Origin of the sequence: Streptomyces sp. NPDC020780 (assembly GCF_044334475.1) — a bacterium.
Taxonomy (GTDB): Bacteria; Actinomycetota; Actinomycetes; order Streptomycetales; family Streptomycetaceae; genus Streptomyces.
In genome coordinates this window covers 18916-33437 of the sequence record NZ_JBIRTB010000017.1, presented here as the reverse complement: position 1 = coordinate 33437, position 14522 = coordinate 18916, and the positions used below count along the sequence as shown (strand labels likewise).

8 protein-coding genes and 2 CRISPR repeat arrays (2 of these 10 only partly in view) are annotated in these 14522 nt (G+C 70.1%); all 8 genes read left to right on the top strand.

Annotated features, from left to right (window positions below):
- A CRISPR array of direct repeats spans positions 1-3344; the repeat unit is 29 nt; unit sequence CGGAACACCCCCGCGTCGGCGGGGAGGAC (it extends 531 nt beyond the left edge of the window).
- A gap of 232 nt (positions 3345-3576) precedes the next feature.
- The 8 genes from cas3 (at position 3577) to cas2e (ending at position 13184) form a co-directional block, all read left to right on the top strand.
- Positions 3577-6417, top strand: a complete 2841-nt coding sequence (gene cas3 / locus ACH4VO_RS27460) for a CRISPR-associated helicase Cas3' (RefSeq protein WP_360993597.1) — start codon at positions 3577-3579, stop codon at positions 6415-6417.
- Positions 6418-7017: 600 nt separating this feature from the next.
- Positions 7018-8604 (top strand): type I-E CRISPR-associated protein Cse1/CasA, encoded by a 1587-nt coding sequence (gene casA, locus ACH4VO_RS27455; protein WP_360993600.1) that lies wholly within the window; start codon positions 7018-7020, stop codon positions 8602-8604.
- Between the two features lie 73 nt (positions 8605-8677).
- Positions 8678-9289, top strand: a complete 612-nt coding sequence (gene casB / locus ACH4VO_RS27450) for a type I-E CRISPR-associated protein Cse2/CasB (RefSeq protein WP_360993603.1) — start codon at positions 8678-8680, stop codon at positions 9287-9289.
- Positions 9286-10449, top strand: coding sequence for a type I-E CRISPR-associated protein Cas7/Cse4/CasC (gene cas7e, locus ACH4VO_RS27445; RefSeq protein ID WP_360993606.1), 1164 nt, complete (start codon positions 9286-9288; stop codon positions 10447-10449). The genes casB and cas7e overlap by 4 nt, the downstream gene beginning before the upstream one ends.
- Complete coding sequence (gene cas5e / locus ACH4VO_RS27440) at positions 10446-11222, top strand: type I-E CRISPR-associated protein Cas5/CasD (protein WP_360993609.1); 777 nt, start codon at positions 10446-10448, stop codon at positions 11220-11222. The genes cas7e and cas5e overlap by 4 nt, the downstream gene beginning before the upstream one ends.
- Entirely contained in the window at positions 11219-11872 is a 654-nt protein-coding gene (locus tag ACH4VO_RS27435) for a type I-E CRISPR-associated protein Cas6/Cse3/CasE (protein ID WP_360993612.1), read from the top strand. Before cas5e ends, ACH4VO_RS27435 begins: the two co-directional genes overlap by 4 nt.
- 56 nt (positions 11873-11928) lie before the next feature.
- Positions 11929-12867 (top strand): type I-E CRISPR-associated endonuclease Cas1e, encoded by a 939-nt coding sequence (gene cas1e, locus ACH4VO_RS27430; protein WP_360993615.1) that lies wholly within the window; start codon positions 11929-11931, stop codon positions 12865-12867.
- Positions 12867-13184 carry a type I-E CRISPR-associated endoribonuclease Cas2e gene (gene cas2e, locus ACH4VO_RS27425; RefSeq protein ID WP_360993618.1) on the top strand — a complete coding sequence of 106 codons (318 nt, stop codon included), beginning with the start codon at positions 12867-12869 and terminating at the stop codon, positions 13182-13184. Before cas1e ends, cas2e begins: the two co-directional genes overlap by 1 nt.
- A 17-nt stretch (positions 13185-13201) precedes the next feature.
- Positions 13202-14522: direct repeats of the CRISPR family, unit length 29 nt; unit sequence GTCCTCCCCGCCGACGCGGGGGTGTTCCG (it continues 597 nt past the right edge of the window).

Sequence of the window (14522 nt, the reverse complement as noted above, 5' to 3'; positions counted from 1 at the left end):
CTGCGCTCGTGGCCATCCCGCGGAACACCCCCGCGTCGGCGGGGAGGACAGGGTCCCCGTCCCCCGGGAGTGCCACGTGTACGGAACACCCCCGCGTCGGCGGGGAGGACCTCCCGGACAAGCCGAACGACCTTCGCTACGCCGGAACACCCCCGCGTCGGCGGGGAGGACACGACGGAGAGGTAACCCCCGGACTCACGTCCCGGAACACCCCCGCGTCGGCGGGGAGGACTCCTCCACAGTCTGCGGGACGCGGACGGGGATCGGAACACCCCCGCGTCGGCGGGGAGGACGCCCAGGCCCAGGACACGGCCTCAATGAAGCACGGAACACCCCCGCGTCGGCGGGGAGGACGAGGCGAGCGCCAGACGCGAGAAGTGCGCGGACGGAACACCCCCGCGTCGGCGGGGAGGACGTTCGGTCTGGCACGTGTGTTCGACGCCGCGACGGAACACCCCCGCGTCGGCGGGGAGGACCCACCGTTACGGATCGCCTCGACGACGTGTTGCGGAACACCCCCGCGTCGGCGGGGAGGACCCGCTGGAGGTACTTCCCCCGGGCCTTGCGGCCGGAACACCCCCGCGTCGGCGGGGAGGACGCACGGATCCGGGTGCGGAGGGTACGGCGCGGCGGAACACCCCCGCGTCGGCGGGGAGGACGTCGCCCTTGAGAGCGGCGGGCCACACGGCGGCGGAACACCCCCGCGTCGGCGGGGAGGACCGCCGTTAGGCGTGGGCGTGGGCATGGGATTCCGGAACACCCCCGCGTCGGCGGGGAGGACGCCTGGGTGGGCGGTGGGGGTGAGGCCGCGGGCGGAACACCCCCGCGTCGGCGGGGAGGACAGGAGCTGTCCGGCGGCCAGCTCCATGGCGATCGGAACACCCCCGCGTCGGCGGGGAGGACGACACGGCTCTCCCCGGACGCCATGTCCGTGACCGGAACACCCCCGCGTCGGCGGGGAGGACACGAGCGTGTACATCTCGGGCGACTCGGCCACCGGAACACCCCCGCGTCGGCGGGGAGGACCGAGTTGATGTCGGTCATGTCTGGGGGTGCTCCGGAACACCCCCGCGTCGGCGGGGAGGACGTCATGGCCGCCGCGGGCCGAGGGAAGGACGACGGAACACCCCCGCGTCGGCGGCGAGGACAGCTCCTGGCGGACGACGTAGGACCCGTGGTTCGGAACACCCCCGCGTCGGCGGGGAGGACCCGGCCCGGCAGTCGGGGCCGATGCCGAGACCCGGAACACCCCCGCGTCGGCGGGGAGGACGCCTCCGGCGTCCACGTCGGGCGCACGGACAACGGAACACCCCCGCGTCGGCGGGGAGGACGCCGCCGACGCCGCCGCGTTCGGCACGGTGCACGGAACACCCCCGCGTCGGCGGGGAGGACGTGGTGAGTTGTCTGTCGGCGGCGGCCGCGGCCGGAACACCCCCGCGTCGGCGGGGAGGACAGCTTCTGGCCGATGGCCAGGGCGTTCGGGTCCGGAACACCCCCGCGTCGGCGGGGAGGACGGGGCGGTCAGGTTGCACGGGATCGCACAGCACGGAACACCCCCGCGTCGGCGGGGAGGACGTCCACCCCTCCTTGGCGACGGCCGCCCGGTGCGGAACACCCCCGCGTCGGCGGGGAGGACGACCTCCAGAAGGTTGCCGCCCTTCAGCGGCACGGAACACCCCCGCGTCGGCGGGGAGGACTTCACCCGGCACCACGGGCACGCCGGCCCCGCCGGAACACCCCCGCGTCGGCGGGGAGGACGCGCCGCCGACCGCAATTCCAGCGATCCCGGCCGGAACACCCCCGCGTCGGCGGGGAGGACTCAGTGATGGACAGTGGAGACGCCGCCGAGCTGCGGAACACCCCCGCGTCGGCGGGGAGGACTCGGCCACCTCGGTCAAGGGCGACCCCGCGTGCGGAACACCCCCGCGTCGGCGGGGAGGACCTTGGGGAGGTGCAGGGCCCCGGCGAGGGCGGCGGAACACCCCCGCGTCGGCGGGGAGGACTTGAGGTCCTCGACCTCCTTGTCGTACCGGGACGGAACACCCCCGCGTCGGCGGGGAGGACGGTGGCCATGGCGGGGAGCGCAAGGACTTCGGCGGAACACCCCCGCGTCGGCGGGGAGGACGCATGAGAGTCCGCAGAAGGTTCATTACGAACCGGAACACCCCCGCGTCGGCGGGGAGGACCGACTGGTGGCTTCTTCCGCGTCGGCCATCTGCGGAACACCCCCGCGTCGGCGGGGAGGACTCATCCGCCGGCGCGTCCTGGCGTCGGGCGGTCGGAACACCCCCGCGTCGGCGGGGAGGACGAGGCAGTCAAGGAGGTACTGCAGCGCGCCGGCGGAACACCCCCGCGTCGGCGGGGAGGACGACAAGCTCTCGTTCGACTACCGGGGCGACGGCGGAACACCCCCGCGTCGGCGGGGAGGACAACCTCGTCGTCAAGGCGGGCTGGACGTTCCACGGAACACCCCCGCGTCGGCGGGGAGGACGCCCTGGGCGACTGCGCCCACAGCAGCGACAGCGGAACACCCCCGCGTCGGCGGGGAGGACCCCGCCCGGTGGCGGCAGGACGGACAGCGGCCCGGAACACCCCCGCGTCGGCGGGGAGGACACTACATGCTTGCTCTGCTTCCCTACTCGATGCGGAACACCCCCGCGTCGGCGGGGAGGACTGCTGGAATCCGGCGGAGATCGTGGACGTGGTCGGAACACCCCCGCGTCGGCGGGGAGGACGTGGAGATGGCCGCAGTCTGCGCCGCGTTCGCCGGAACACCCCCGCGTCGGCGGGGAGGACGAGACGGCTCATCGCGGCCTGCTCTCAGACCGCGGAACACCCCCGCGTCGGCGGGGAGGACACCCGCAGGTCACGGCACAAACCGCCACTACGCGGAACACCCCCGCGTCGGCGGGGAGGACCCCCAGGAGCCCACCATGACCGCACACCACCACGGAACACCCCCGCGTCGGCGGGGAGGACTCCTCCACCGCCCGCAACGGACCGCCCACCTCCGGAACACCCCCGCGTCGGCGGGGAGGACGACGACGAGACCGGGCAGGACGGCCTGTTCCTCGGAACACCCCCGCGTCGGCGGGGAGGACCCTCGCCCGACCCGGCGTACATCCAGCAGCAGCGGAACACCCCCGCGTCGGCGGGGAGGACAGGCCGTAGAGGAAGGTCACGAGGCGGTTGGGCGGAACACCCCCGCGTCGGCGGGGAGGACGCCGCAGTCGCGCGGTCGACGCCCGGCCGATCGGAACACCCCCGCGTCGGCGGGGAGGACGCGGTCGCCAGCAGCGGCCGGGTCGACCACGACGGAACACCCCCGCGTCGGCGGGGAGGACACTTCCTGACCTGCGTCTCAAGAAGGGCTTTGCGTGCTCTTTGCCATTCTCCAGGGGGTGAGGCGCTCAGTCAGACGCATGGCATCACCTTATCCAGCTAGGGCTCACAAAGTTGCCGAGGTGAGCACGGAGGCCCCACGCGGCGGTCGTTGTCAGTGCCGAGTGGTTGGATACGATTCGCAGCGGTATTGCTTCCGCTGCCGGGCCGAGTGGCGGAGTTGAGGGGGTTGGCGTGCTGCCCAGGCAGAGCGTGCTGGATGAGTCAGTGTGGGGTAAGTCCCGTGGGCTGGATCCGGCGCTGCCTCCCTACCCGTTGGTAAGGCATCTGCTTGACACGGCCGCGATGGCGCTTCATCTGTGGGATGTGTTCCTGGCGGGTAACCAGAGAGTGCGCATAGCCGAGGGCATGGGACTGGCCGAGGAGCTAAATCGTGCTCGTGCGCTCGTGGGGCTGTGTGCCGGCTTGCACGACATCGGGAAGCTTTCGGGGTTCCAGTTTTGTTCACGGCGAGCTGCACAGTTCCTCAGCAGTGAGCTGGGGGCAGGCAGTGAGCGGATGGGTTCCGAGCGGGCCGGGCATGACGTGGCGGGCATGACTGCCGCGGCCAAGGTGCTGGAAGTGCTGGGCTTCGAAGGCGACGAAAGAACGGGCGCTGCCGACCGAGTGGCGGAGATCATCGGCGGTCATCACGGCCGTTTCCGCCGTCTGGAGAACGGTGTCGGGTCGGTGTTTCTCGGCGGCGCAGCGTGGGCCGGACAGCGGGCCGCGCATGCCACGGCGGTGCACGACGTGCTGGGGGCTCCGACGGCGCCCGAGTCGTTCGATGCCCCCGTTGCCGTGTTGGTAACGGGGGTGGTGATTCTCGCGGACTGGCTGGTGAGCCAGGAGGGGTACCTGCGGCAACGCCAGCGGACACTCGAGCCTTCGCTCACCGCTCATTTCCGGCGTTCGCAGGCGGACGCGGCCATATTGCTGCGGGATGCCGGGCTGGCTCCGGTGGAACTGGAGCGTAAGGACTTCGCCGAGGCGTACGGCATTGCGGGGGAGCCGAATCCCCTGCAGCAGTCGGTCATGGACGACCTGCCGGCCGCGGCGGGGGCTGGGAGGCGGGGCGGCATCATGCTGGTCACTGCTGCACCCGGTGACGGCAAGTCGGAGACCGCGCTGGAGGCGGAGCGGATCCTGTCGAAGGTCTTCGGTACGCACGGGTACGCCTTCCTGCTGCCGACGATGGCGACCAGTGACCAGATGCACGGCCGGGTCGCCAGGACCTTGTGGAACCAGTCCGGGGAGGATGCCGGGCTAACCTTGGTGCACAGCATGGCGTGGCTCAGCGGCGCGTATGCCGATGATGACTTGGACGGCGGGGCGGTGGTGACCTGCGACGGTGACGAGGCTCCTGCCGGGCGCCGGCGCAGGGAGGCCGACATGCGACCGGGGCGATGGCTGCGTGGAGCGAAGCGGCCGCTGCTGGCGCAGTTCGCGGTCGGGACGATCGACCAGGCGCTGATGTCCGTCCTGCCTGTGCGGCACAACGCTCTGCGGTTGCTGGCCCTCTCGAACAAGACGTTCATCGTGGACGAGGCTCACGCCTACGACCCGTACATGCAGGTGCTGTTGGGCCGGATGCTGAACTGGCTGGGCTTCTACGGAGTGCCGGTCGTGCTGCTGTCGGCGACCTTGCCGGGCTCGGTTGGCGACCGTTTGATCAAGGAGTACCTGCGGGGCGCAGGCCGCAAGCCGACGCAGGTGAAGCGGCAGACCTTCCGCGCGCCCTATCCGGGCTGGTTGTACGTGGACGGGGAGACCGGCAGGAGCGCGCCGATGTCCCAGGTTCGCCAGAAGGAACAGGCCCGCACGCGGAACATGCGGCTCGGGGTAGACGTCGAGCGAGTCGTTCACGGGGGGAAGGGCGGGGCGGGGGACCGGATTGCGGTGATCAAGAGGCTGCTGGAGCCGGTCGTGACGGGTGACGGCGGTACCGCCTTGGTGGTGTGCAACACAGTGGGTGACGCGCAGGAGACTTATCTGCAGCTCCGCGAGGAGATCGACCATCGTTCCCATGAAGAGGGGAGCGACGTGCATCTGCTGCATGCCCGCTTTCCCGGAGATATGCGGGAGGAGCGTACTGCCGAGGTCACTGCGGGGCTGGGTCGGAGCGGTCCGAGACCGGTCCGGCGGATCGTGGTGGCCACGCAGGTCGTTGAGCAGTCCTTGGACCTGGACGCGGACATCATCATCAGTGATCTCGCCCCCATGTCGTTGCTGCTGCAGCGGGCGGGCCGCTGCTGGCGGCATGAGACACACTGGCAGAGGCACGGGTACCCCGGCGGTCGCGGCCGCCCCGTATGGGCGGACGGACCACGTCTTGTCGTCCTCGATCCCGTGGCGGGCGGTGGGCGCATGCCGGTGCAGTGGGGGGAGGTGTACTCCGAGCACTTGCTCGGCAAGACGTCGCGGAAGCTGGCCGAGATCGAGGGGGGCGGCATCGCCATACCGGACGACGTGCAGGAATTGGTCGAGGCGGTCCACGGTGGCAGCGAGGATCTCGAGTGGGACGTCCCCGGCAGCAGCGAGGCGAAGGCTTGGGCGAAGCACCAGGGCAAGGAGACCGCGGAGCGGAGCATGGCCGCGCTGATCGCTGTGCCCCGTGCCCGGCAGGTTCGCGAGCTCCACGACCTGCACCACCTGGAGGGTGAGGAAGACGAGTGGGAGGTATCGACGCGTCTGGGTGCGGACTCGGTACGCCTGTTGTGTGCCTACGCCCAGCAGGACGGGCAACTCACCCTCGACGTCGCGGGTACGCAGCAGCTGCCGGACGCCACTACGGACGGCAGGATGCCGGCCTCGTCCGTCCGGCAGGTGATGAGCCGCACGATCCCCGTCCGTGCCGACTGGTTCCGTGACGCCGGGCCTGACGCCCTCAGTCCGCCCTCCTCATGGGTCGAGCACCCCATGCTGGGAGATGTCCGAGTTCTTCGTCAGCCGGTCCGCCGAGGCGTGGCCCAGGCCGTGAAGGTCGGCGACATGACGCTGTGCCTGAACCAAGACCTGGGCCTCGTCCGCATCTGAGGGACTTGACTGCAGATGGAGCACCCCCACAGCGGCGGGGAAGGCGTTGAGCAGTTCTCAGCCCCGCGCTCTCCAACTGGAACACCCCCACAGCGGCGGGGAGGCGGCCGCACGAAGTGCGGCGGCCGCCTCCCCTGAGGCTAGCGGGAGAGGCTGCGGTACACCTTGCCAGCCCCTGCCAGCAGGAGCAGGCACGACCCGGTGGTGAGCGGGACGGATCTCATGCCTACGACGACCACGATGATGGCGATCACCAGCACCCAGGGTGCTGGTGAAGCCCAGGATGCGGGTGCGGCGGGGACTCGGTAACCGATGTCTCCTCGGGTAACTCCGTTGTCTCGAGACGGGTTTGTAGTGGACCCTGCCCCACGGGCGCACGTCGACTATGCACCCCTCCTCATACTCCGCCCCTCGATCTCCAACCTTCTGTGATTCCGCCACACGCACCACCGGATGGTGCTCTACTGGTTCGGCAGCAGACGGAGCAACCCTCTGTCAGTGGTGGCTGCTTAAATGCGAAACGCGACTCAGGCAATGGTCCGCTGGAGGGCCTTTGCCGTGCTGCGTCGCGCTGCCCATGCTCGTGGAGGGGACTGGTTGATGTCTAGGGGGTTCGACCTGCGGGACGAGCCATGGATCCCGGTGCGGCTACTGACTGGGGAGTCGGTACGACTGGGACTGCGGCAGGCGTTCAAGCAGGCGCATGAGATCGAGGACCTGGAGCTGCCGGTGCCGCCCGCAGCAGCGGGGCTGATGCGGATTCTGGCATCGATCACGGCCAGGGTCGCCAGCGACGGGGGCGACCGTCTCGACGACCTCGATGTCGCCGAGAACGCCAAGGACTGGGACGATCTGCGTCGGCGGGTTCTGCGGGCCGGCCACTTCGATTCCGAGGCCGTGGACAGATACTTCGATAAGGACGTGCCGCCGGGCAGGTTCGATCTGTTCGACGTCGAGCGGCCGTTCCTGCAGGACCCGCGGCTTCGCACCGAGTGCGTGGACACCAAGGGTGCCCCGAATCCGTCGGGGGTGAACAAGCTCGTGATGGGCCGACCGACCGGCATCAACGGTGCGGTCTTGTTCGGTCACTTCACCGACACCGCTCCTGTTCCCGTGCCGGCTGCGGAGGCTGCCTGGCATCTGATCGCCCAGCTTTACTTCGGGCCGTCCGGCCAGTGCACTCCCCGGCGCATCACCGAGAACCGGACCGGAAGTGGGGACGCGGGACCTCTACGGAAGTCGGTCTCCTACTTTCCCTGGGGCCGTGACCTGTTCACCTCGCTGGTCCTGGCCGTGCCGAGCCTGCAGGACGAGGGTCTTGGGGAGGACGAGGATGCCTGCCCGTGGGAGGGCGAGCTTCTCGACCCGCTGAAGCCTCTTACTCCGATGACGTGGCCGGGGCGGATGCTGACCGGCCGGTTCCGACACGCCGTGCTGCTCGTTCCGTCGCCGGACGGCCGGCAGGTGACGGACGCGTACCTCACCTGGGCCACGCACGCCCCGGCCCCTGTGGTGCGGGACCCATACCAGATCCTCGACCCGCGCAAGGACGCGAAATTCCAGCCCCGCGAGGCCGACGGTGCCCGTGCGCTGTGGCGTGACCTGGACGCCCTGCTAATGAAGGACGACCGACAGGACACCCAGCGGCCGCCCGCCTTCGGGGCACTGCCCAAGACGCTGCTGCCCACTCTGCGGGTGCGCGCCTACGGTTTCGACCAGGACGGCCAGCAGAAGGACAGCGTCTGGTTCACAACGACGACCCCCCGGGTCCTGACCTGGCTGGAGGAGAACGACTCGGAGATGGCGCACTACATCAAGCGCTGTCACGGCTCCGCGGAAGAAGTGGGCGACCGGCTGGATTTCGCGGCCAGGGTCGCCTGGAAGATCGCCACGGACTCCAACGTCGACCCCTCGCCGAAAGCGAAGATCAAGCTCGACGCCCGCAAGCCCGGCCCGTGGACCTCCGCCGCGCTGACCCAGTTCTGGCCAAAGGCCGAGACCGAATTCTGGCTGCTGACCAAATCGGAGCGGCGGGCAGAACGACCCCGGGAACCGTTCGTCCACGCCGCCTTGGCGGCGCTGGACGAGGCGATCGGCCCGTCCAGCCGGGCGGACATCAGGGTGGCGCGCGCCCGGCACCGCGCCCGCTCGATGCTCCTCGCGCTCCTGAGCCCCAAAACCGGCTGAGCCGGCTGCGACCATCCTGACACGCCGACTGTCTGTCGGCGTTCTCACCCATTCCCCGTACCAGGGATACCTCATGACCGATTCCACGGCCGCCGCTGCGCCGCCGAAAAACGACAGGTTCATCTCCTACGTCCACGACCTCTGCCAGGACAACCGCACCCGTGCTGAGCTGCGCCGGGGCCTGGGCCTGCCGGTCGAGCGATGCAACTACATGCACCGCTACCTCGTCCCCTGGCTTCACCAGCACGACGACGTCACCTATCCAGACACGCGCAGGGCCTACTACGGCGTGACCTCGCTGATTGCGGCGCGCCCGCGCGTCGCCCGGCAGACCGAACCCCCAGACGCCTCAGCCACCGCCCGGTACCTGCGCCCGAATCTGGGGTCCGCGCTCGGCGAGGCAGTCAAGAGGGACGTCATGAAGCCGGGCACGGCCGACAGCGCTCTGCACCTGATGTCCCGGCAGGGCAGTGACGCCGTTCACCGGACACTTCCCTCCCTGACCCGGCAGCTTCTGCGCGGGGGCATCACCGTCGACTGGGCGATTTTGCTGCAGGACCTGTCCTGGTGGACCAAGGACCGCGATTTCATCGCCACCTGCTGGCTGGACCAGTACTTCCGCCACGCCATCCCCACCGGCGTCCCCGACACCACCACCGAACTTCCCGAGGAGAACGAGCGATGACCCTCTACCTGGACCTGAACGCCCTTCAGTCGGTGCCCGCCTCGAACCTGAACCGCGACGACCTCGGATCCCCGAAGCAGGTGCGCTACGGCGACGCGCTGCGGATCCGGGTCTCCAGCCAGTCCTGGAAGCGGCCCATCCGTCTCGGCGTGGAGAAGGACCTCGGGGAGAAGGCGGCCCGGACCCGCCTCGTTCCGGTGAAGGTGCAGCAGTCACTCGAGCGGGCCGGCTGGCCCACCGAGCTGGCCGCGTTCGCCGGCTCCCAGGTGGCGGTGAGCGCCGGCAAGAAGGGCATCGGTCTGGAAGCCGCCGGCCACACCTCGGTGCTGCTGTTCCTGCCGGAGGCGGCCATCGAGGAACTCGCCACCGTGTGTGCCGAACACCGCGAGGCCCTGGAGACTGCCATGGGGAAATCGGCGAGTGCCAAAAAGAACACCAAGGCCCCGCAGACGCTGCCCCCGCACACGATCGAGGACATCCTCAAGCGGCGCACCGCATCCATCAGCCTGCTGGGGCGCATGCTCGCCGAGCTGCCGGACGCCAACGTCGATGGCGCCGCGCAGGTCGCGCACGCCTTCACCACGCACGCGGCGGAGCCGCAGCGGGACTACTTCACCGCGGTCGACGACTGGCTAGGGGAGTCCGAGACCGGCAGCGGACACCTGGACACCGCCGAATTCGCCGCCGGCGTCTTCTACCGGTACGGGACCGTCAACGTCACCGACCTGCTGAAGAACCTTGAGGGGGACGTCAACGCCGCCCGTACGGTGCTGGCCTCGTTCGCCGAGCACTTCCTGATGTCGTTGCCGCAGGCTAAGAAGAACTCGACGGCTCCGCATACGCTGCCGGACCTCGCGTACCTGGCGGTGCGTGAGCACCGGCCGCTGTCGCTGGCCGCCGCCTTCGAAACCCCGGTCACCGCCGACCGGCAGGGGGGCTTCTCCAAGCCGTCCCGCCAGGCGCTCGACACCTACACCGTCAACATCAACCGGCTCACCGGCGACCGCAATCGCCCCTTCCACGGGCACACGGTCATCGACCCGCAGGAGAAGCCCAAAGGGCTCGGCACCACCCACGAGTCCTACTACACGCTCGTGGAGGCCGCCGTCGAGGCCGCGCTCAGCGCCGCCGACAGCACGGCTGCTGGAAACCAGCAGTGAGCGGACTGCTGCTGAGGCTGGCCGGTCCCCTGCAGTCGTGGGGCGAACGCTCGGCGTTCACACCCGTGCGGGAGACCGCCCCCTTCCCGACCCGTTCTGCACTGGTCGGAATGTTCGCCGCGGCCCAGGGCATCACCCGCGGCGACACCGCCGGCCTCAAGACGTACGAGCAGGTGCGGCTGACGGTCCGGGTCGACCGGCCGGGCACGCTGCTGGAGGACTACCACACCGTCGGCGGCGGCTTCCCCAAGGAACGCACCGCCGCCACCAGCGGCGGCAGCAACAAGGACGCGGCCGTCATCACCCGCCGCCAGTACCTGACCGACGCGGTCTTCGTCGTCGCCGTCACCGCCCCCGACGACCTGGCGGAGCAACTCGCGGCCGCACTGCGGCGCCCCCACTGGGCGCCTTATCTCGGCCGACGCTCCTGCGCACCCGACGAGCCGTTCCTCCTGCGCCGGCACGTCGACGATCCTGAGGCGGAACTACTGACCGGCGTACCGCTCACCTCCCCCGAACCCCGGGATGGTGCAGCGGAAACGATCGCGGTGCAGTTCCTCCGAGAGCGTCTCCTTCCCCACGGCGGTCCCGGCGCGGCGGCCGACGTCATCGAGGTCAACGACATGCCTATCAGCTTCCACCCACACGGACGGGCCCATGCCGGCCGACGTCTTTACCGCACCGTCGAGCCAGTGAGCCGCACTCTGGCAGGACCTCAGAAAACCCTGCTCACGCGTCTGATCGATTACGCCTACGCCGAGGAACACGCATGAACGACGAGCCGGTGCTCGCCCGCATCCGCCTCAACCCGCACAGCCGCGACGTACAGCGGGATCTTCGCGACGCCACCGACATGCACCGCACAGTGATGCGCATGGTGCCCGACGGCCTCGGCGACTCCCCCCGCTGCCGGGCGGGCCTCCTCTACCGCCTCGACGAGACCGACACCACCAGCACCCTCCTCGTCCAAGCAGCGAACCGTCTTGACCCCGCCCGTCTCCCGGCAGGCTACGGACAGGCAGACATCAAGAGTCTCACCCCCATGTTCACAGCCCTGCGCAGAGGACTGGCCGTTCGCTACCGCATCGTCCTCAACCCCGCCAAGCGCGAACGCCTCCCGCTAGAAGCAAAAGGCAAGCGCGGCCGGGTCATGCCACTGTCCGGGGCGGACGCCGACCGGTGGTGGCTGCGCCGGGCGGCCGACGCGGGCCTGCAAGTCCACGTCATGACGCCCACCAACATGCCGCCGATCCGCCCCCGCAGGCAGGACCCCGACGGTATGCGGCACACCCTGATCCGCTACGACGGCACCGCAACCGTCACCGACCCCGATGCCCTCCACGGGGCCGTCCTGACCGGCATCGGACGCGGGAAACCGTACGGAGCCGGACTGCTCAGCCTGGCCCCCGCACCGGCCGCATGAGCGCACCCAGAAGGGGAGGCGACGCCCGGCGGCGCCTAGCCTCCCCTACCCTCGCCATGCTGCCCCGCGTGGCCGACTCCCTGTCATTCCTCTACCTGGACATGGTCCGCGTGGTACAGGATGACACCGGAGTCTGCGCCCAGATCCAGGTGGACGCCCAGCGCACCGACCTCGTCTACATCCCCACCGCGGCACTATCGTGCCTCCTCCTCGGCCCGGGCGTCTCCATCACCACACCCGCTCTGAACACCCTGGCCCGCCATGGCACCAGCGTCATCTCCGTCGGATTCGGCGGAGTACGCGCCTACGCCGGCATCCTCTCCGACTCCCTCACCACCCACTGGCTGGAACAGCAGGTCGCCTGCTGGTCCGACTCCGAACGACGCCTCGACGTCGCCATCCGCATGTACCGCATGCGCTTCCAGGACGCCGACCTTCCCGAGGCCGTCACCCTCGACCAGCTGCGTGGCCTCGAGGGGCAGCGGATGAAAGCCTTCTACAAGATCCTCGCCCAGCAGCACGGAATTGGCCGCTTCCGCCGCAACTACCATCCCGACAAATGGGAATCCCAGGACCCCGTCAACCTTGCCTTGTCCGCGGCCAGCGCCTGTCTTTACGGCATCGTCCACGCCGCACTGCTCGCGCTCGGCCTCTCTCCTGCCCTCGGATTCGTTCACACCGGAAAGCAGCACTCCTTCGTCTACGACATCGCCGACCTCTACAAGGCCGAGACCACCCTTCCCCTGGCCTTCGCCCTCCACAACTCCGACAACCCCGAACAGGAAGCGCGCCGCCGCTTCCGCGAAGACCTACGACTCCTCAAGCTCCTCCCGCGCATCGTTCACGACGTCCAGAGCCTCCTGACGCCACGCTCCAAGGACGCCACCGATGAAGACGAGCCACAGGAGAAGCGCGACGTCCAGCTGGTCCGCCTCTGGGACCCCAAGGCCGGTGCCCTTCCCGCCGGCGTCAACTACGCGGCCCGAGGTGAATGATGCCGTCGATGCTCGTGATCGCCACCACGGCCGTTCCCGACCACCTTCGCGGAGCACTCAGCCGCTGGACCAGCGAGGTCGTCCCCGGCATCTTCGTCGGGAGCGTCTCCGCCCGTATCCGCGACCGACTCTGGCAAGCGGTCACCGAGACCGTGGGCAACGGCGCCGCCGTACTCGTTCACCCTGCCCCCACCGAGCAGGGCTACGCCATCCGAACCGCCGGCACCCGCCGCCGCGTCCCCGCCGACTTCGACGGGCTTACCCTGATCCGTATGACCGCCGCACCAAAGGTAAAGGAAATGCAAAGCCCTTTCTGAGGTGCAGGTCAGCAAGTGTCCTCCCCGCCGACGCGGGGGTGTTCCGGAGCACCGATGACCCGCACCGAGCGCCTCGCCGTCCTCCCCGCCGACGCGGGGGTGTTCCGTCGGTCTGCATCTGCTGGAGCCAGCGCACGTAGTCCTCCCCGCCGACGCGGGGGTGTTCCGGCGGCCGGAGGGTCCAGCGCTCATGTGCGGCTGTCCTCCCCGCCGACGCGGGGGTGTTCCGTAGTCAACGAGTGCGTCGGGCAGGGGCTGGGCGTCCTCCCCGCCGACGCGGGGGTGTTCCGCTGCTGTCTTGGCCGAGTGGTAGGTCACTGCCGTCCTCCCCGCCGACGCGGGGGTGTTCCGTCGCTTTTCCAGTTTGGGGTGGCGGCCGAGCGTCCTCCCCGCCGACGCGGGGGTGTTCCGGTCTCGTTCGACTACTGGGGCGACAGCCTGGAGTCCTCCCCGCCGACGCGGGGGTGTTCCGTCGGTACCGGCCCCGTCACAGACACAGTGTCTGTCCTCCCCGCCGACGCGGGGGTGTTCCAGGAAGGTCAGCCGTCGTACGGCTCGTGAGCGGGTCCTCCCCGCCGACGCGGGGGTGTTCCGCAACCGCCCGGGATCGCGTGATGGCGACATCAGTCCTCCCCGCCGACGCGGGGGTGTTCCGGCGTGGGTGGACGGCGCGTTCGGCCTGCTGAGGTCCTCCCCGCCGACGCGGGGGTGTTCCGACGACCGATTCCCCCGCGCAACCGCAGCCGCTGTCCTCCCCGCCGACGCGGGGGTGTTCCGGTCATCAGGCCGGTGAGCCACCGGAGCAGTGCGTCCTCCCCGCCGACGCGGGGGTGTTCCGTAGCCGTTCGGCCGGTACGCCTGCCGGTTCTCGTCCTCCCCGCCGACGCGGGGGTGTTCCGTTCGCAGCCGCCCTGAGTACCAGTGAGCGCACGTCCTCCCCGCCGACGCGGGGGTGTTCCGGGTCAGGGGGCGTCATGGGGAGACACGAGTGCGTCCTCCCCGCCGACGCGGGGGTGTTCCGCGTCCGCCGCGGTCCTGGCATGGGCGTATGAGGTCCTCCCCGCCGACGCGGGGGTGTTCCGAACGTCAAGGTCACAGCCCCCACCGGGGAGGCGTCCTCCCCGCCGACGCGGGGGTGTTCCGTCGCTTGAGGTGTCCGGCTCGGTCTTCTGTGAGTCCTCCCCGCCGACGCGGGGGTGTTCCGGGCACCGCGAACGCGGCCCCGACCTACAGCGCGTCCTCCCCGCCGACGCGGGGGTGTTCCGGCGGCACGGAACTGCCGACGGCCAGGGCTCGCGTCCTCCCCGCCGACGCGGGGGTGTTCCGTCGATGCCTTCG